Raw genomic sequence first — 18488 nt, 5'->3', positions numbered from 1 at the left:
GAAACAGCCGGACACAGGGGGTCGAAGACATCCCCTGAGCGCCTGGTTTCTGCCACGATTCCGAGTGGGTGGGGCTCGGAGCCCAGCTCTTCCCGCCCAGAACCTCCGCCGGGGGGACCCCCAACCGGCACGCCTATGACCAGTGGGAGAGTCACGGTGTACTTCGCCGCACTGCTCGCGCGCACCGAAGACGGGTGGGAAGCGAGCGACACGGAGCTCGACGATGTGGAGACCCTGTCGGATCTGGCCGACCTGGCCCGTGAAGCCTCGACCGACGACGATACGGTCCTCGTGCTCATCGAGCAGGAAGACGCATGGTTCGGTGTCGTCCGGGTGGACGGCGAGGAGGACCCGCGCATCTACGTCTCGGACGCCGCCGCCGCCGCCCGCAGTTCGTACGGCGAGATCCTGCTCACCGACGAACTGCTCGGGCGGGAGCCCGGCGACGACGGCACCGACCTGGAGTCGCTGGACCTCGACGGCACCGAGGACGGTGAGACCGACGACGACGAGGACGGCCCCGCCGCCGAAGCGGTCCCGCACGGACCGGTCGGCGACGCGGAGGTCCTCGACGACCTCGGCGTCGACGAGAAGGAACTGCGCGGCCTGGACGCCGAGGACGCGCTGAGCTCGATCGCCGAGGCCCTGGGCGCCTCGGAGGTACTGGAGACCGTCCGCTGACCGCCCGGGCCCGGGAGAACCCCGGAAACCCGGGAGACGGCGCTCCAGACATCACCACCGGCCCAGGCAACACCGACGGCCCGGCCCCCGGCCCGGCCCCTGATCCCGTACGCGACCGCTGGCGGGCCGCGATGCGGCTCGCCCTGGACGAGGCGCGGCGGGCCGTCCCGGGCGGAGACGTCCCCGTCGGCGCCGTCGTGCTGTCCGCGGACGGTACGACGGTGCTCGCCACCGGGCACAACGAGCGCGAGGCGACCGGCGACCCGACCGCCCACGCCGAGGTGCTCGCGCTGCGCCGGGCCGCCGCACGGCTCGGCGAGTGGCGGCTGACCGGCTGCACCCTCGTCGTGACCCTCGAACCGTGCCCGATGTGTGCCGGGGCCCTGGTGCAGTCCCGGGTGGACCGGGTGGTCTACGGCGCCCGCGACGACAAGGCCGGCGCGGCCGGCTCCGTCTGGGACCTCGTACGCGACCGGCGCCTCAACCACCGGCCCGAGGTGATCGAGGGCGTCCTCGCCGACGGCTGTGCCCGCCTCCTGACGGAGTTCTTCCGCGCCCGCTGAAACCGCGTCGGCACCCGGGGCCGCCCTGCCACCGGGCTGCGGCGGAACGGATTTCGGACCACGGCCCACCGTGTTGTAAAGTCTCCCTCGGTAGCGTGTCCGAGCGGCCGAAGGAGCTCGCCTCGAAAGCGAGTGTGGCGCAAGTCACCGAGGGTTCAAATCCCTCCGCTACCGCAGAGAGAAGGGGCGTCCGGTTCATCGAACCGGACGCCCCTTCCGCGTCCGTCCCGGTCACGTGCGCAGAGCGTCCGGCGAGGCCGAGCGTCCGACGAGGCCCAAAAGGCGCGAGAGAGCTGCCGGGGCGCGCGAGACGTAAGAGAGGCGCGAGAGGCGTAAGAGAGACGCGAGGCGCGAGAGGCGTGATGCCGGAGAAGGCACGCGAGAAGCGCGAGAGATGCAAGAGCGGCGAGAGGCGCATGCAGAAAAGGCGCGAGAGGCGCCGGAGAAGGGAATTCGGGGGAGACGGCGCGGGGGATGTGCGTCGTCTCCCCCGGTGCAGACCCGGACCCTCAAGTACACGCCGGTAACGGGGGAGGTCACGGCGTGTACCCCGCAGTGGGGTCCGTCCCGGCCCTGGGATTCCTGCCAGATCCCCTGGGCCCGGAATCCATCTTGGGGCCGCGGGTGTTTCCGCGGGACCGGCAAAGGCCCTTGGCGTGCGGGCCATTGGTCCCTATTACGGGCATGGGGGCGCGCGGTGGTTACACTCGCGCCGGTGACAAGGAGACTTGGGGCCACAGCAGCCACGTAGGGCGACAGCAGTCACAGGGGAGGCCGCACATGGCGGTGAACGCGAAGAAGATCGCCGTCTATGTGCTCGTGGTCTTCGCGCTGTACGTGATCATCACGGACCCGGCGAAGGCGGCCGACTACGTCCAGATAGGCTTCCAGGGCATATCGGACGCCGCCAAGGCGGTGGGCGACTTCATGACCTGGCTCGCCGACGGCGCCCACAACTGACCACCAGTGCCGCGCCGGGCGGACCGGGCACCGCCGGCCGCCCGCATCCCCCGGGAGCAGTCATGATCCGCCATCTGGTCCTCTTCAGGCTCGACGAGGGCGTCGGGCGCGACGACCCCCGGGTACGGGCGGGCGTGGCGGCCTTCGAGGCGCTGGAGGGCGAGATCCCGGAGATCCGCTTCTGGGAACTCGGCTGGAACATCAGCGACCGGCCCATCGCCTACGACTTCGCGATCAACTCCGGCTTCGACGACCCGGAGTCCCTGCGCCGCTACGTGGAGCACCCCGCGCACCAGGCCGGCGTCGGCCTGTGGCGGGAGTTCGCCACCTGGGTGATCGCCGACTACGCCTACTGACGCATCCCCGCCGGCCACGCCCGCCGGCACGCCTCCGGGCCCCGCGCACATCCGGCCCCCCGCCGTCCGGTGGGGGGCTTTGCCGTGCCGGGAGGGGCGGCGGCCGTCCCGGCACCGCTCCCGGCGGTCCGCCCAGCGGCTCACGGCCACCCAACTCGCCCTCAACACGGCGCTATGGGGTGCTTGCACACAGTGCACATGTCTTGTGATGCTATGACCGCTTTTGACGGATGATTGACCGAAGAAGAGGTGGCGTTGACCGTGCCGGCCAGTACTGCGCCGCCCCAGGAGGAGGCCCCCGTCCCGCATCCTCCGGCGCCCGCCGAGGCGCTCCCCGGCGTGAAACGCCGGGGAGCGGACACCCGCGCGCTCACCCAGGTGCTCTTCACCCAGCTCAAGGAACTCCGCCCGGGCACGCCGGAGCACCACCGCGTACGCACGGCGCTCATCGAGGCCAATCTCCCGCTCGTGCGCTACGCGGCCGCCCGCTTCCGCTCCCGGAACGAGCCCATGGAGGACGTCGTCCAGGTCGGCACGATCGGCCTGATCAACGCCATCGACCGCTTCGACCCGGACCGGGGCGTGCAGTTCCCCACGTTCGCGATGCCGACGGTCGTCGGCGAGATCAAGCGGTACTTCCGGGACAACGTCCGCACCGTGCACGTACCGCGCCGGCTGCACGAGCTGTGGGTCCAGGTCAACAGCGCGACCGAGGACCTCACGACCGCCCACGGGCGCTCCCCCTCCACCGCCGAGATCGCCGAGCGGCTGCGCATCGGCGAGGACGAGGTGCTGTCCTGCATCGAGGCCGGACGGTCGTACCACGCCACCTCCCTGGAGGCCGCCCAGGAGGGCGACGGACTGCCGGGGCTCGTCGACCGGATCGGCTACGAGGACCCGGCGCTGGACGGGGTCGAACACCGCGATCTGGTACGGCATCTGCTCGTCCAGCTGCCCGAACGCGAGCAGCGGATCCTGCTGCTGCGCTACTACAGCAACCTCACCCAGTCGCAGATCAGCGCGGAGCTCGGGGTGTCCCAGATGCACGTCTCGCGACTACTGGCCCGTAGCTTCCAGCGACTGAGATCCGCAAACAGGATCGAGACGTAACCGTAAGGAGCGAATCACCCACCGGGTCACTTCCCGACACTTGTCCACCGATACACCGTCAGACCCCTTCTTTCCAGGGCTGTTTCGTTACTCACATGTCGACATGTCACTACAGCGTGTTGCCGACATGTGACATTCTGCGGGAAGAGCGTTTGCCGTGGCTCCGGCTCCGGTATTCAGGTGAAGGCTGCATTCCTCGACGAGGAACGCCGCCCCGACCGTCCCGCGACCCAAAGGGGGTGGCATGTCCGCAGAACAGGGCAGCTCGAAGGTGCTCACGCTCCAGAAGAGCGACACCGCGCCCGAGGCGATCGACGCACTCGGCGGCCCCATCGACGAGGCAGTGGTCACCGAGGCCGCTCCGGCCCCGGTCATCGCCCCGGAAGCCATCGACACCCGCACCCTCTCCCGCTCCCTCTTCCTGCGGCTCGCCGCACTCGACGAGCACAGCCCCGAGCGCGCCTACGTCCGGGACACCCTCATCGAGCTCAACCTCCCCCTCGTGCGCTACGCGGCGGCCCGCTTCCGCTCCCGCAACGAGCCCATGGAGGACATCGTCCAGGTCGGCACCATCGGCCTGATCAAGGCGATCGACCGCTTCGACTGCGAACGGGGCGTGGAGTTCCCGACGTTCGCGATGCCGACGGTCGTCGGCGAGATCAAGCGGTTCTTCCGGGACACCTCCTGGTCGGTGCGGGTGCCGCGCCGCCTGCAGGAGCTGCGCCTGGCCCTCACCAAGGCCAGCGACGAGCTCTCCCAGAAGCTCGACCGCTCCCCGACGGTCACCGAACTCGCCGCCGTGCTCGGCGTGTCCGAGGAGGACGTCGTCGACGGCCTCGCCGTGGGCAACGCCTACACGGCCTCCTCGCTGGACTCCCCGGCCCCCGAGGACGACGGCGGCGAGGGCTCCCTGGCCGACCGCCTCGGCTACGAGGACACCGCGCTGGAGGGCGTCGAGTACCGCGAGTCCCTCAAGCCCCTGCTCGCCAAACTCCCGCCCCGTGAGCGGCGGATCATCATGCTGCGCTTCTTCGCCAACATGACGCAGTCCCAGATCGGCGAGGAGGTCGGCATCTCCCAGATGCACGTCTCCCGGCTGCTGACCCGGACGCTGTCCCAGCTGCGCGAGGGCCTCATCTCCGACTGAGGTTCCTCACCCCCGGAGGATCGCTTCTTGACGGCACGTCAGTCACCGTGACGGGCCACATGGGGCAGCGCATGACGCGATGCACGGGGCGGTCCTCCGGCTGACACGTGCGACACGAGGCAACGGCGAACGGCCGCCGGAGCACCCTCTCAGGGGCTCCGGCGGCCGTCGTCCGTCCAGGCCGTACAACGGCGGGTGCCGCGGGAGTCGCCGGACCGGCCCCCGGCCGGTACGGGCACAGGGGCGCTCCCCGGCGTGCGAGCACACACACGGCAGCGACGGGCCCGGCGGCCCCCACAAACGCCGCGTGTCCCGGCGCGGGATCCACGGGCACCCGACGGCCACCCCCGTCCACACCGAGCGCCTCACACGGCCGTACGACCGCGCCGGCGCCCGTCTCCGCACCGCCCCGACGCCCGGCACCGCCGGTGCGTCGAGGTGACCCCCGGCTTCCGCGCCTCCCGCGGGAGCCCGGTCCGAATCGTCCGGTCTACTTCAGCGCGAGCCAGGCCACCGCCGCGACGACCGCCACGGCGACGACGATGCCGATGATCAGGCCGATGCGCGGACCGGAGGAGGCCGCCTGCTGCTGGGGGCCCGGAGGGGCCTCGTCGACGAACGCGCGGAACATCTGGGTGCTGCCGGCGGGGTCGTAGTTGCCCTGGGGGCCCTGGGTGTTAGCCATGGCCCGAGACACTAGCGAATCCGCGCTATCCACCCAAGTGCGGGGCCCATCATGCCCACGACATGGGCCACCTGCGAATTTACCTCCGAAATACTTGCCTTTGCCAACTTTTTGCAGCGATGGTCCCCAATTTATTTGCCTTCAGCAACCAAACGCCCATATGGTTGCCCAGAGCAACCACAACAGTGAACAGACCCTACGGGAGGTGCGATGGCGGGGCAGGCGCAGTTCGAGGAGCTGGCACGTCAGCTCAGCGCCCTCGGAGCCGTGAAACGGGACATGGGCCGGATCCTGCCGCCCGAGTGCCCGTCCGGTTCCGCCGCCGTCCTGACGCTGCTCGGCCGGCACGGTGACATGCGGATGAGCAGGCTCGCCGAGCTGCTCGCCGTCGACATGTCCGTGACCAGCCGGCACGTCGCCCATGTCGCCGAGCGCGGCTGGATCGAGCGGCTGCCCGATCCGGCGGACAAGCGCTCGCGCATCCTCAGTCTCACCCCGGCAGGACACGCCGTGCTCGGCGAACTGTCCGGCCGGGTCTCCGATCTGCTGGCCGAGCGGCTGAGCAACTGGACCGACGACGAGGTCGGCCGGCTGACCCATCTCATGACCCGGCTGCGGGAGAGCTTCGGCGACTGCCGTTCCCTGCACTCCCGCACCCCGTCCCACACCGCACCGCTCGCCCCGGCCGGATCCCCTCCGCCGTCCCCCCGTACACCCGCGACCGCGTAGACCCCACAAGAGAAGGAAGTCCATGGCAACCACCACACCGGCCGGTGTGCGGGCCCACACCGAGGACGGGTCGGGCCCCGCAGGCCAGGCCCCGATGACCCACCGCGAGATCATGGAGGCCCTCTCCGGGCTGCTGCTCGGCATGTTCGTGGCGATCCTGTCGTCCACGATCGTCTCGAACGCCCTCCCGCAGATCATCGGTGAGCTGGGCGGCGGCCAGTCCGCCTACACCTGGGTGGTCACCGCCTCGCTCCTCGCCATGACCGCGACCACCCCCCTGTGGGGCAAGCTCGCCGACCTCTACAACAAGAAGGCGCTCGTCCAGACGGCGCTGATCATCTACGTCCTCGGCTCCGCGGCGGCCGGCCTGTCGCAGAACCCCGGCATGCTGATCGCCTGCCGCGTCGTGCAGGGCATAGGCGTGGGCGGTCTGTCCGCCCTGGCCCAGATCGTGATGGCCGCGATGATCTCGCCGCGGGAGCGCGGCCGTTACTCCGGCTACCTCGGCGCCACCTTCGCCGTCGCCACCGTCGGCGGCCCGCTGCTCGGCGGTGTCATCACCGACACCTCGTGGCTCGGCTGGCGCTGGTGCTTCTACGTCGGTGTGCCCTTCGCCGTGATCGCCCTGATCGTGCTCCAGAAGACCCTGCACCTGCCGGTCGTCCGGCGCGAGGTCAAGGTCGACTGGGCGGGCGCGCTGTTCATCTCGGCGGCGGTCTCGCTGCTGCTGGTGTGGGTCACCTTCGCCGGTGACAAGTACGACTGGATGTCCTGGCAGTCGGTCGCGATGGTCGGCGGCTCGATCGTCCTCGGCGCCGTCTTCGTGCTCGTCGAGACGAAGGCCAGCGAACCGATCATCCCGCTGCGGCTGTTCCGCAACCGCACCATCACCCTGTCGTCCGCCGCCTCGATGTTCGTCGGCGTCGCGATGTTCTCCGGCACGGTGTTCTTCGCCCAGTACTTCCAGCTGGCCCGCGACAAGTCGCCGACCATGTCCGGTGTGCTGACCATCCCGATGATCGGCGGCCTGTTCGTCTCCTCCACCGTCTCCGGGCAGTTCATCACCCGCACCGGCCGCTGGAAGGCCTGGCTGGTCAGCGGCGGTGTCCTGGTCACGGCCGGACTGGGCCTCCTCGGCACCATCCGCTACGACACCCCGTACTGGAAGACCGCCGTCTTCATGGCGCTGCTGGGCCTCGGCATCGGCATGATGATGCAGAACCTGGTGCTGTGCACCCAGAACCAGGTGGCCCCCGGCGACCTCGGCTCCGCCAGCTCCACGGTCACCTTCTTCCGCTCCCTCGGCGGCGCGATCGGTGTCTCGGCCCTCGGCGCCGTCATGGCCACCCGGATCACCGACTACGCCCGGGAGGGCATCACCGCCCTCGGCCCCAAGTACGCGGCCCTGGCCTCCGGATCGGGCTCCGGCGCCATCCCGGACATGGACAAGCTGCCCGCCCCGCTGCGCAACGTCATGGAGAGCTCGTACGGCCACGGCATCGCCGACGTCTTCCTGATCGCCTCGGCCATGGCCCTGATCGCCTTCCTGATCACCCTGTTCATCAAGGAGGTCCCGCTGCGGACCAAGGGCGCCATGTCCCAGACGGCCGAGGAGACGGCCGACGCGGCCGGCCCGGCCGAGGCCCCGGCGACGGCCCCGCAGCAGGTGGCGGTGGCCTCGGCCGCACCGGCGGACCAGGGCGGCACGGGAAACCGTACGGACGCCGCTACGAAGCCGACCGGCTGACCTGACCGGTCCCGGTACCGGTCGTACCGTCCCTGCACCGCAACCCTGCACCGGCCCGTGACGGGCGGCGCGCCGTGAACAGCGGCACGCCCCCGTCACGGGCCGTTCGCATGGCACCCGTCCGTACGAGCACCTTGCGACGCCCCCTGCACAGGTCCAGCAAGGTCACCCATCCCGCGGCCGTCAGCGCCTAGGCTTCCCGGCATGGCACCGAACATCGCGACGAACACCGCCGTATCGCTGGACGAGCTGCTGGACTTCGTCCGCCCCCGGCACCGCGCCATCCTGCTCACCCGCCGTGCCGACGGCAGCCCCCAGGGGTCCCCGCTGGCCTGCGGGGTGGACGACTCGGGGCGGATCGTGGTCTCCACCTACCCGGAACGCGCCAAGACGCGGAACGCCAAGCGGGACGCGCGGGTCAGCGTCCTCGTGCTGAGCGACGACTGGAACGGGCCGTGGGTCCAGGTCGACGGCACCGCGGAGGTCATCGACACGCCCGACTCCGTCGAGCCGCTCGTCGAGTACTACCGCAACATCGCCGGCGAGCACCCGGACTGGGACGAGTACCGGGCGGCGATGGTCAAGCAGGGCAAGTCGATCATCCGGATCACCCCCGAGCGCTGGGGACCGGTGGCCACCGGCGGCTTCCCGGCGCGGCTGGTGGCGGGGTCGTAGGCCCGCGCAGGCCGCCGGGCGCACGGAAGGGGCGGTGGTCCGCCGTCGGACCACCGCCCCTTCCGGTCAGCCGGGGAGCCGGGCGGACGTCTCGGGGACTCCCGCTCCTCCGTCGCCGCCGTCGGCTCCCGCTCTCGAGCCGCGGCTCACCGGCTGCCGTTCATGAACCCCTCTCAGCTCCCGCTCGTCTTCTGCGTGAGGTCGTAGAAGGTGGCCGAACCGACCGTGACCTTCTTGAAGTTGCTCTGCACCCACGAGCTGATCTGCGAGGAGGTGCCGCTGGAGCTGCCGCCCATGCCGCCTCCCATGCCGCCGCCGGAGATGAAGTAGTGGATCTTCCCCGCGGCCACGTACGCCTTGAACTGCGCCAGCGTCGGTGACGGGTCGGTGCCGTTGAAGCCGCCGATCGCCATGACCGGGTCGCCGGTGGCGAGCTGGTAGCTCGCGGCGTTCTGCGAGCCGACCGACGCGGCCACCCAGGTGTAGTGCCCGGCGTTCTTCTCCAGCAGCTTCTTCGCCGCGTCGGAGACACTCGCGCCGTTCAGCAGACCGCCGGCACCGCCGCCGGCCGTACCGCCGCCCTCGCCGGTCGCGGCGCCGCCGGGGAAGCCGTTGCCGTTCTGACCCTGGCCCTGCGTGCTGCCGTTGCCGTTCTGCTGGTTCTGGCCGGGCATCCCGCCGCCCGGGAAGCCGTTGCCGTTGCCCTGCTGACCGTTCTGACCGTTCTGGCCGGTCTGACCGTTCTGGCCCTGCTGGTTCCGGCCCGGCATCTGCCCGCCGAACCCGCCGCGGCCACCGCCGCCGGGACCGCCGCCCATCATGCCGGCGGCCGCCGGACCGGCCGTGACGATGGACCCGGTGTGGCCCTCCTGCACGGTGCTGAGGGTGTACGCCGTGGGACCGGCGAGCGCGGCGATCAGGCCCGCGGACGCCGCCGCGAGGGCCACCTGCCGGGTGACGCGCCCCGCGAAGATCAGGCCGAGGGCACTGGTCAGACCGCCGATCAGGACCAGCCACTTCAGCCAGGGCAGGTAGTCGGAGGTGCGGTTGAGCAGGACGTAGCCCCAGGCCGCGGCGGCGACGACCGAGGCGGCCAGGGTGAGGGACACCCAGGTCTCCCGGCGCTTCTCCCACAGCAGTCCGGCGCCCATGCCGATCACGGCCGCCATGTAGGGGGCGAGGGCCACCGTGTAGTACTGGTGGAAGATGCCCGCCATGTAGCTGAAGACGACCATGGTCATCACCAGCGAGCCGCCCCACACCAGGAACGCGCCCCGGGTCACCGAGGTGCGCCGGGCCTTGCGCGTGGCCACCAGGCCCGCGACGAGCAGGATCAGCGCGGCGGGGAGCAGCCACGAGATCTGGCTGCCGATCTCGGAGTTGAACATCCGGTTCCAGCCGGTCTCGCCCCACTGCCCGGTGCCGGTACCGCCGCCACCGCCGCCGACGCTGCCGGTCTCGTCGCCGCTCAGCCGGCCGAAGCCGTTGTAGCCGAAGGTCAGCTCGAGGAAGCTGTTGTTCTGCGAGCCGCCGATGTACGGACGGGACGAGGCGGGCCACAGCTCGACGATCGCGACCCACCAGCCGCCGGACACCACCAGCGCGCCGGTCGCCGCGGCCAGCTGCGCGAAGCGCCTCTTCACCGGCACCGGCGCGCACACCGCGTAGACGATCGCCAGCGGCGGCAGGATCAGGAACGCCTGGAGCGTCTTGGCGAGGAACGCGAAGCCGATCGCGACACCCGCCCAGAGCAGCCACCTGGTCCGGCCGTCCTCCAGCGCGCGGACCACGAAGTAGCAGGCCACCGCCATCAGCAGCGCCAGCATCGCGTCCGGGTTGTTGAACCGGAACATCAGCGCCGCGACCGGGGTGAGCGCGAGGACCGCGCCCGCGATCAGACCGGCCGCCGGGCTGAACCGGCGCCGTACGGACGCGTAGACGACCGCGACCGTGGCCACGCCCATCAGCACCTCGGGGGCCAGGATCGCCCACGAGTCGAGCCCGAAGATCCGCACCGACAGCTCCATCGGCCACAGCGAGGCCGGGGGCTTGTCGACGGTGATCGCGTTGCCCGCGTCCAGCGAGCCGAAGAAGAACGCCTTCCAGGACTTGCTGCCCGCCTGGACGGCCGCCGAGTAGAAGGAGTTGGCGTAGCCGGAGGCGCTGAGGTTGTACAGGTACAGCAGGAGGGTCGCGGCCAGCAGGCCGAGGAAGGCCGGGCGCGCCCAGCGCGGGTCCTCGGGCCGGCCGCGCCACAGCCGCCGCCCGAAGGGCTGCTTCGGCTCCCCCGCGGCGGGGGCGGGCACCGGGGCGGGAGCGACGGGCTCCTGCGACGCCGGGACCGGGGCCGCGGCCGGAGGTGGCTCAGGCGCGGTGATCCGGGGTGGCCCCCAGCCTGAAGGAGCCGAAGGGGTCGAAGGAGCTGAAGGAGCCGAAGAGGCCGGAGAAGTCGAGGTGGCCGGAGGGGCCGAGGTGGCCGCCGAGGGATCCGTGTCCCCCGGACGGGCCGTGGGGTCGTAGTGCGTGGTCATCGCGGGTCCCTCGGATCGGTGTCGTGCGGACGCACCGGCTGAAGCGGCATCGTCACGTCCTTCCAGGTGCCGTCCACGGCGTCACCGGCACGGAACCGGGGGGCCTGGGAGGTCTGGGAGGCCTGAGGTGCCTGAGGCGTCTGGGGCGGGGTGGCGTAGGAGCCGCCGTACCGGTACGGCAGGTCGCCGCCGTACGGGCCGGGCGCGGGCGCCGACGCGGCGTACACCTGGGGCGACGGGGCCTGGGCCGGGACCGGCACCGGGGTGTGCGAGGCGATCACCGGCGACGACGGGCCGCCGGTCTCCCCCCGGTCGGGGAAAACCCACGCCCGGAAGAGCAGGAAGCGCAGCACGGTCGCCGCGAGGTTGGCCGCGACCAGCACCGCGAGCTCGGTGGAGTGCGCCGGGTGGTCGCTCGCCGCGTTCAGGGCGGCGAGCGAGCCGCTGGTCAGCGCCAGGCCGATGGCGAAGACGACCAGGCCCTGCGCCTGGTGCCGGACGGCACTGCCGCGCCCGCGCACCCCGAAGGTGAGCCGCCGGTTCGCCGCCGTGTTGGCGACCGCCGAGACGAGCAGGGCGAGCGCGTTGGCGACCTGGGAGCCGCAGAAGGTGCGGAAGCCGCTGTACAGCAGCAGGTAGAAGAGGGTCGACAGGACGCCGATGACGCAGAAGCCGACGAGCTGCCGGGCCAGGCCCTTGGGGACGTCCTGGATGTCGCGGTCGCGCGGGTCGTCGCCGAAGGGCCGGGCGAGCCGGTCCAGCGGCAGCGAACCGGTGGCCAGGGCCTTGCCCACCCGCAGCACCCCCTTCAGGTCGTCGGTCGCCGTCTGGACGATGTGGACGGTGGAGTCGGGGTCGTCGACCCAGTCCACCGGCACCTCGTGGATGCGCAGTCCGGCCCGCTCGGCCAGCACCAGCATCTCGGTGTCGAAGAACCAGCCGGTGTCCTCCACCAGCGGCAGCAGCGCCTGGGCGACGTCACGGCGGATCGCCTTGAACCCGCACTGCGCGTCCGAGAAACGGGCCTGGAGCGAGCCGCGCAGGATCAGGTTGTAGGTGCGGCTGATGAACTCCCGCTTCGTGCCGCGCACCACACGGGAGCTGCGGGAGAGCCGGGAGCCGATCGCCAGGTCCGAGTGGCCCGAGATCAGCGGCGCCACCAGCGGCAGCAGGGCGTTGAGGTCGGTGGACAGGTCGACGTCCATGTACGCGAGGACGGGTGCGTCCGAGGCGGACCACACGGTCCGCAGGGCCCGGCCGCGGCCCTTCTGCTCCAGCCGGAAGTTGACGACCTCCGGGACCTGGGCCGCCAGCCGTGCCGCCACCTGCGGGGTGGTGTCCGTGGACGCGTTGTCCGCGATCGTGATGCGGAACGCGTACGGGAAGGTGCGGGCGAGGTGCTCGTGCAGTCTGAGCACACATGGCTGGAGGTCCTTCTCCTCGTTGTAGACGGGGATCACTACGTCCAGGACAGGCGTACCGGCGTTACCGGCCGGGAGGTGCTCCCGCGCCGGCAGGGTGCCGGGAGAAGAATCGGTTCGCATGACACCGACTCTCGTCAAGCGCCCTGTTGCACCCATGTGGTGGCACTGTGCTGCGCCTGTGAGTGTGATTGCCAGTTCGTTTCGGGCGCCGGATGCGGCACGGCGGGGGCCAGGGCGGGCAGGTGCACGGTGAACCTGGTGCACCCCGGGACGCTGTCGACGGTCACGGCGCCGCCGTGCGCGGTCGCCACGGCCTGCACGATGGCCAGGCCCAGACCGGTCGAACCGGTGGCCCGCGAACGCGCCGAGTCGCCGCGCGCGAACCGCTCGAAGACGTGCGGCAGCAACTCGGGCTGGATGCCCTGGCCGTTGTCCTCGACGTCGATGCACATCCACGGCCCGCGCCGCTGGACGCGTGCGGTGACGGTGGTGCCGGGCGGGGTGTGCTTGCGGGCGTTGCCCAGCAGATTGACCAGCACCTGCTGGATACGGGCCGCGTCCGCGGCCACCAGGGCCGGTTCGTCGGGCAGGTCGAGGCGCCAGTTGTGGCCCATGCCGGCCGCGCGGGTGTCGCTGATGGTGTCGACGACCAGCGGGATCAGGTCGGTCTGCTCGAACTGGAGGGGCCGTCCGGCGTCCAGCCGGGCGAGCAGCAGCAGGTCCTCGACGAGCAGCGTCATCCGGCCCGCCTCGGACTCGATACGGCCCAGCGCGTGCCGGGTGTCCGGCCCGACCTGCTCCCGTCCGCGCCGGGTCAGCTCGGCGTACCCGCGGATCGAGGCGAGGGGGGTGCGCAGCTCGTGGCTGGCGTCCGCGACGAACTGCCGTACCCGCATCTCGCTCTGCTGGCGGGCGTGCAGCGCGCCGTGCACATGGTCGAGCATCCGGTTGAGCGCGGCGCCGACCTGGCCGACCTCGGTGTGCTGGTCGGTCTCGGACTCCGGGACCCGCTCGCTGAGGTTCACCTCGCCGGTGTGCAGGGGGAGTTCGGAGACCCGGGTCGCCGTCGCGGCCACCTTGCGCAGCGGGCGGGTGGCGACGCCGACGATGACCGTCCCGGCGAGGGCGGCGGCGATCAGGCCGGCGGCGGTGACACTCACCTCGGCGAGGATGAGGGCGTTGACGGTGCTGTCGGCGTCCGTGGTCGGGATGCCGACGTAGAACGTGCCGTTGGGGCCGGTGGTGTACTGCACGCGGTACTGGCCGAGGCCGGGTACGTCGACGGTGTGCTGCTTGCCGTCCTTCGGCACGGAGTTGAGGGCGGCCAGCTGCGGCTGCTTCAGGGAGCCGCTGCTCATGACGGGGACGCCGCTGCTGTTCTTCGTCTTCTTGCCGACCTTGCCCTCGGTGACCCGGCCGTCCTCGACGCTCGCCGCGACGGTGTACTGCGGCTGGGGGCCCTTGGTGACGAAGTCGCTGAGGCTGAGGACCTTCTGCTGCTGGCCGTTCTGGTCCGGCAGCGCGGCGGCACCGTTCTTGGGCTGCTGGTCGCCGGGCGGCCGGAAGCCGCCGCCCGCGCGGGCCGCGACCTCGACGAGCTGGTTGCCGAGCTGGTCGTAGAGGTGCGAGCGCAGTGCCAGCGTCGTCACCGTGCCGATCACCGCGCACACCACCGCGATCAGCACCACGGACGCGACGACGAGCCGCGTCCGCAGGGTGCGCGGCTTGCGCGCTCGTCGCGCCTGCGCACGCGGCCGTGGCCGTCGCCGTCCGCTCATGACACGGCGGGCTTGATCAGGTAACCGGCCCCGCGCCGCGTGTGAATCATCGGCTCCCGGCCGGCGTCTATCTTGCGGCGGAGGTACGAGATGTAGAGCTCGACCACGTTGGCCTGGCCGCCGAAGTCGTACGACCACACCCGGTCCAGGATCTGAGCCTTGCTCAGCACCCGCCGCGGGTTGCGCATCAGGAAGCGCAGCAGCTCGAACTCGGTCGCGGTGAGGTGGATGTCCGTCCCGGCGCGCGAGACCTCGTGGCTGTCCTCGTCGAGCGTCAGGTCCCCGACCACCAGTACGGAGTCGGAGCGGCGGTCGGCGGCCCCGGAGCGCCGGATCAGCCCGCGCAGCCGCGCCACGACCTCCTCCAGGCTGAACGGCTTGGTGACATAGTCGTCGCCGCCCGCGGTGAGCCCGGCGATACGGTCCTCCACCGCGTCCTTGGCCGTCAGGAACAGCACCGGCACGTCGGGCAGTTCGCGGCGCAGCCGGCCGAGCACGGCCAGCCCGTCCATGTCCGGGAGCATCATGTCGAGGACGACGGCGTCCGGACGGAACTCGCGAGCGGTGTGGAGGGCGCCCTGCCCGTCGCCCGCGCTGCGTATCTGCCAGCCCTCGTAGCGGAGGGCCATGGACAGAAGCTCGGTGATCGACAACTCGTCGTCCACCACCAGCACGCGGACGGGGCTCCCGTCCGGCCTCAGCAGTTCGGTGCGCCCCTGGGGCGAGGTCGTGGTCATAGTGCACACCTTGTCCGGGTCCTCTGAGAACACCCTTTCAGAAATCTGTGATTTCTCTGAGAACCTCACAGGCACCTCTCAGGGAACCCCTGGGCCGGTCCTATCCGGCCCCGCCGGGACTACCGGAGCCGCCGGGACTACCGGAGCCGCCGGGACTACCGGATGCCGAACAGTTTCGCGCCGTTGTCGTGGCACACGGACCGCAGCCACGCGTCCCCGAGCCCGAGCCGCTCCAGCGCGTGCAGCTGTTCGCCGTACGGATAGGGGATGTTGGGGAAGTCCGAGCCCAGCAGGACCTTGTCACCCAGATCCGCGAGACGGGGCAGCGCCCGCCGCGGGAACGCCGCGAGCCGCTCCCCGAAGCCGGTGAACGCCATCGTCGTGTCCAGCCGCACCTCCGCGTACCGCTCGGCGAGGCCGAGGAAGTCCTCGTACTCGGGCATTCCGAGGTGTGCGACGACCAGCCGCAGCCGGGGATGCCGGGCCAGCACCCGCCCGACCGGCCCGGGACCGGTGTGCTTGCCGGGCGCGGGCCCCGAACCGCAGTGGACCACGACCGGAGTGCCCGCCTCGGCCAGCAGCCCCCAGGTCCGGTCGAGCAGGGGATCGGCGGGATCGTAGGCCCCGACCTGCACATGGGCCTTGAACACCCGGGCACCCGCGTCGAGGGCCTCCGCCACATACTCCTCGGCACCGGCCTCGGGGAAGAAGGTCGAGGTGTGCAGGCAGTCCGGGGTGCGCCGGGCGAACCCGGCGGCCCACTCGTTCAGCCACCGCGCCATTCCCGGCTTGTGCGGGTACAGCATCGCGGTGAACGCCCGCACGCCGAACTCCCGCAGCAGCGCGGCTCGTTCGTCCTCCTCGTGGCGGTACCGGATCGGCCACTCGATGCCACCGGTGAGCGGCCCGAGGGCGTCGAAGTAGCCCCACACCTTTCTCAGCACCTGGTGGGGCATGAAGTGGGTGTGCACGTCGACGAACCCGGGCAGCCCGAGCCGCTCCCGGAAGCGACGCACGTCGGCGATGTCGGCGGACGTACCGGCGGGGGTGCGGGCGGGCATGTCGGCGGGCATGCGGGGCTGATCTCTCATGTTCCTCACGATCGGCCGAGTCACCCCGTCGAGTCCATCCCCTCCCACGGGTCGGAACAGCCCGTCCTGAACCCCCGCGGCCTCCTGCCGAAGGGGCCGGAGAGGCCGGCGTGTCCGCGGTCGTGCGCGCGGGCGTCTCAACGGGCGCAGTACTCCCCGGTGATCGCGTCGACGACGGTGCCGGTCGGGTCGAGCCAGTCGTTGCCGAGGGCGAAGGACAGGGTGTGCCGGCCGCCGGCGGTGCCGCTCATCCACGTCTGGTAGCCCTGGATCGAACCGGCGTTGCCGTAGACGGTGACCCCGCACGGGGTGCGGGCGACGACCACGCCGAAGCCGTAGCGGAACGTGTCGGTGCCGGGGAAGGAGCCCGGGGTCGGGGTCAGCATCAGGGTGAGCAGCCGGGCGGGGAGCAGCCGGCCGCCGAGCAGGGCGGAGTCGAAGCGGTCGAGGTCACCGACCGTGGAGATCATGTCGCCGTTGCCCGCGGCGAAGGACGGGTTGTAGTCCGTGACGTCCTGGATCCGCGGTCCGGACGGGTCCGGCCTGGTGTAGCCGTGCAGGCGCGGGGCGGGGAGGAGGGGCGAGCAGCCGGGGAAGGACGTGGCGGCGAGGCCCAGGGGGCGCAGGATCCGGCGGGTGACCCCGGTACAGCCGGGCGACGTCCGGGTACAGCCGCGGGAGGTGACGGCCGACGTAGGTGAGCACCCTGTCGTAGAGCTGCGGCTCGACGGGGGCGATGTCGTTGCCGGTGAAGTGCACCTTCTGGACGTGCCGCGTGTTGTAGGCCCGCATCCAGCGGAACAGGTCGAGGTACTCCTGGTTGTTCCAGAGGCGGTCCGAACTCTGGAAGACCTCCCGCATGATCTGCCGGATGTCACCGCGGTCGGTGAGCACCCAGTCGTCGATGCGCAGTCCGGCGTTCCAGCCCGCCTCCCGGGCGAAGGACGTGAAGTCCTTGTGCCGCACCAGGTAGCGGAAGACGCGGTCCTGGAGGGTGAAGAACTGATGCGTGCCGTGGGTGGCCTCGCCCAGGCCCACGATCACGGAGGAGCCGACCGCGCGCCCCAGCGGGGCGAGATCGGCCGCGGGACCGGCCGGCTCCGTGCCGACCAGCGGACGCGCGGCCCGGGTCAGCCCGGCGGCGACGGCGGCCGGATCCGGGGAGACCGCCGCCCCGTCCGCGCGGGCGGCGGCGGGACCGCGGACCACGGACAGCACGGTGAGCAGCAGCGCGGGAACGAACCCGGCCAGGACCCGTCGGGACCGGTCCCGACGGCGGAACGGCGCGGGCGGGGGAGCGGAGGAAAGGGGCTGCATGGGACGGGACGCCCTTTCTCACGGAGTCCTGGAGTCCGGTGGACCGGAGTCCGGCGTACCCCCCGGATCAGCATGGCCGGACGTCACCGGTTCCCGCCGCCCGGCACGGCCGTTTTGACCCGAGTGGCGTACATGGCCGGCCGGGAGACCAGGGGTCGGGACGTGGCGCTCCCTCTGACCGGACCGCACCCGTACGGACGCCGGTGAGAACCGTCGGCAGGATGCGTACGAGCAGTGCTCCGCACCGACCCGGTGCACCCGTCCGGCGGTGGACGAACCGCCGCCGACGGCGGCGGTGACCGCTGATCACGACGACGCGGCCCGTGATGTCGGGAACGCCCCCCGCCGGCAGGGCGTCTTCCGTAGAGTGTTCGGCCGTGACGTCGTATGAATCGTGGTCGTTGGTCGCGTCTTTCGGGTCGCTGCTCGTCAGCGTCGTGGCGTTCGCGGCCGTGGCGTGGCAGCTGATCCTGCTGTCGCGCAGCACCGAACAGGATCACGACCGGCGCCGTAAACAGGCGACCATGGAGTACCTCACCGCCAACATGGACCGGCGGAAGCTGCTGTTCGACGAGGGCATACCGCATGAACGGGACGAGGCCGGGATCGCGGCCTTGATCAGCCGCTCGCTGTCGGGTGACGACGACACGACCAAGCTGATCACCGCCTACCTGACGACGTTCAACTTCCTGGCTGTCGGAGCGCAGACGGACGCCTTCGACCGGGATGTGATCGACGAGGCGTGGGGCGGTATCGTCCTCGCGGTCTGGAACAACTACCGGCCATGGGCCGAAGCGCAGCGGGAACGGCACGGTGAACCCCGCGTGTGGGAGAACCTGGAGTGGCTGGCCCATCGCATGACCCCGCGTCGTCCGCCCGCCCCCGCCGCCGGTGACGGGCTGCTGCCCTCGCAGTCGCCTGCGGCACCGTAGACCTGCGGCACCGTAGAACGGGCGT

Annotated in this window: 16 protein-coding genes, 1 tRNA gene and 2 pseudogenes; 11 read left to right on the top strand and 8 right to left on the bottom strand. The window is 71.3% G+C overall.

Going from position 1 to position 18488, the window contains the following annotated elements; translation table 11 throughout:
* The first annotated feature begins 156 nt into the window (after positions 1-156).
* The 7 genes from ABZ862_RS24305 (at position 157) to ABZ862_RS24275 (ending at position 4817) form a co-directional block, all read left to right on the top strand.
* Positions 157-681 (top strand): hypothetical protein, encoded by a 525-nt coding sequence (locus ABZ862_RS24305; protein WP_360961608.1) that lies wholly within the window; start codon positions 157-159, stop codon positions 679-681.
* A gap of 131 nt (positions 682-812) precedes the next feature.
* On the top strand, positions 813-1244 hold the full coding sequence (gene tadA, locus ABZ862_RS24300; RefSeq protein ID WP_360961529.1) for a tRNA adenosine(34) deaminase TadA: 432 nt from the start codon (positions 813-815) through the stop codon (positions 1242-1244).
* Positions 1245-1333: 89 nt separating this feature from the next.
* Positions 1334-1418 (top strand) — tRNA-Ser (locus tag ABZ862_RS24295).
* A gap of 606 nt (positions 1419-2024) precedes the next feature.
* Entirely contained in the window at positions 2025-2204 is a 180-nt protein-coding gene (locus ABZ862_RS24290) for a hypothetical protein (RefSeq protein ID WP_360961526.1), read from the top strand.
* 62 nt (positions 2205-2266) lie between these two features.
* Positions 2267-2560, top strand: coding sequence for a Dabb family protein (locus ABZ862_RS24285; RefSeq protein WP_360961523.1), 294 nt, complete (start codon positions 2267-2269; stop codon positions 2558-2560).
* Positions 2561-2809: 249 nt separating this feature from the next.
* Positions 2810-3670: an RNA polymerase sigma factor SigF gene (locus tag ABZ862_RS24280; protein WP_360961520.1), complete on the top strand. Its 861-nt coding sequence runs from the start codon at positions 2810-2812 to the stop codon at positions 3668-3670.
* 244 nt (positions 3671-3914) lie between these two features.
* Positions 3915-4817: an RNA polymerase sigma factor SigF gene (locus ABZ862_RS24275; RefSeq protein ID WP_360961517.1), complete on the top strand. Its 903-nt coding sequence runs from the start codon at positions 3915-3917 to the stop codon at positions 4815-4817.
* 490 nt (positions 4818-5307) lie between these two features.
* Here ABZ862_RS24275 and ABZ862_RS24270 read toward each other — a convergent pair whose 3' ends face one another.
* Positions 5308-5502, bottom strand: coding sequence for a hypothetical protein (locus tag ABZ862_RS24270; protein ID WP_360961514.1), 195 nt, complete (start codon positions 5500-5502; stop codon positions 5308-5310).
* A 210-nt stretch (positions 5503-5712) separates the two neighbouring features.
* Between ABZ862_RS24270 and ABZ862_RS24265 the strand changes: the two genes are divergently transcribed.
* The 3 genes and pseudogenes from ABZ862_RS24265 (at position 5713) to ABZ862_RS24255 (ending at position 8653) form a co-directional block, all read left to right on the top strand.
* Positions 5713-6231 (top strand): MarR family transcriptional regulator, encoded by a 519-nt coding sequence (locus ABZ862_RS24265; RefSeq protein ID WP_360961511.1) that lies wholly within the window; start codon positions 5713-5715, stop codon positions 6229-6231.
* Positions 6232-6253: 22 nt separating this feature from the next.
* Positions 6254-7861 (top strand): annotated as a pseudogene (locus ABZ862_RS24260) (MDR family MFS transporter); the annotation flags it as partial.
* Positions 7862-8182: 321 nt separating this feature from the next.
* The gene (locus ABZ862_RS24255; protein ID WP_360961508.1) at positions 8183-8653 is read left to right on the top strand and encodes a PPOX class F420-dependent oxidoreductase; all 471 of its coding nucleotides are present in this window, start codon (positions 8183-8185) and stop codon (positions 8651-8653) included.
* 173 nt (positions 8654-8826) lie between these two features.
* Here the strand turns inward: ABZ862_RS24255 and ABZ862_RS24250 are convergent, their stop codons facing one another.
* The 7 genes and pseudogenes from ABZ862_RS24250 to ABZ862_RS24220 form a co-directional block, all read right to left on the bottom strand.
* Positions 8827-10959, bottom strand: a complete 2133-nt coding sequence (locus ABZ862_RS24250; RefSeq protein ID WP_360961505.1) for a glycosyltransferase family 39 protein — start codon at positions 10957-10959, stop codon at positions 8827-8829.
* A 221-nt stretch (positions 10960-11180) separates the two neighbouring features.
* Positions 11181-12728 carry a glycosyltransferase gene (locus ABZ862_RS24245; RefSeq protein WP_360961502.1) on the bottom strand — a complete coding sequence of 516 codons (1548 nt, stop codon included), beginning with the start codon at positions 12726-12728 and terminating at the stop codon, positions 11181-11183.
* 14 nt (positions 12729-12742) lie between these two features.
* Positions 12743-14386, bottom strand: a complete 1644-nt coding sequence (locus ABZ862_RS24240; protein ID WP_360961499.1) for a HAMP domain-containing sensor histidine kinase — start codon at positions 14384-14386, stop codon at positions 12743-12745.
* Positions 14383-15123 carry a response regulator transcription factor gene (locus ABZ862_RS24235; RefSeq protein ID WP_360961496.1) on the bottom strand — a complete coding sequence of 247 codons (741 nt, stop codon included), beginning with the start codon at positions 15121-15123 and terminating at the stop codon, positions 14383-14385. The genes ABZ862_RS24240 and ABZ862_RS24235 overlap by 4 nt, the downstream gene beginning before the upstream one ends.
* Before the next feature lie 155 nt (positions 15124-15278).
* Positions 15279-16196, bottom strand: coding sequence for an amidohydrolase family protein (locus ABZ862_RS24230; RefSeq protein WP_360961605.1), 918 nt, complete (start codon positions 16194-16196; stop codon positions 15279-15281).
* A gap of 155 nt (positions 16197-16351) precedes the next feature.
* Positions 16352-16831, bottom strand: a complete 480-nt coding sequence (locus tag ABZ862_RS24225) for a serine hydrolase (RefSeq protein WP_360961602.1) — start codon at positions 16829-16831, stop codon at positions 16352-16354.
* A gap of 82 nt (positions 16832-16913) precedes the next feature.
* Positions 16914-17531: pseudogene (locus tag ABZ862_RS24220) on the bottom strand (erythromycin esterase family protein); the annotation flags it as partial.
* A gap of 377 nt (positions 17532-17908) precedes the next feature.
* On the opposite strand from ABZ862_RS24220, the gene ABZ862_RS24215 reads away from it, so the two are divergent.
* Entirely contained in the window at positions 17909-18463 is a 555-nt protein-coding gene (locus tag ABZ862_RS24215; RefSeq protein ID WP_360961493.1) for a DUF4760 domain-containing protein, read from the top strand.
* The last annotated feature ends 25 nt before the right edge of the window (positions 18464-18488 follow it).

The sequence above is a fragment of the Streptomyces sp. NPDC047000 genome (assembly GCF_040644295.1).
Lineage (GTDB): Bacteria > Actinomycetota > Actinomycetes > Streptomycetales > Streptomycetaceae > Streptomyces.
This window is presented reverse-complemented; position numbering and strand designations above follow the sequence as displayed.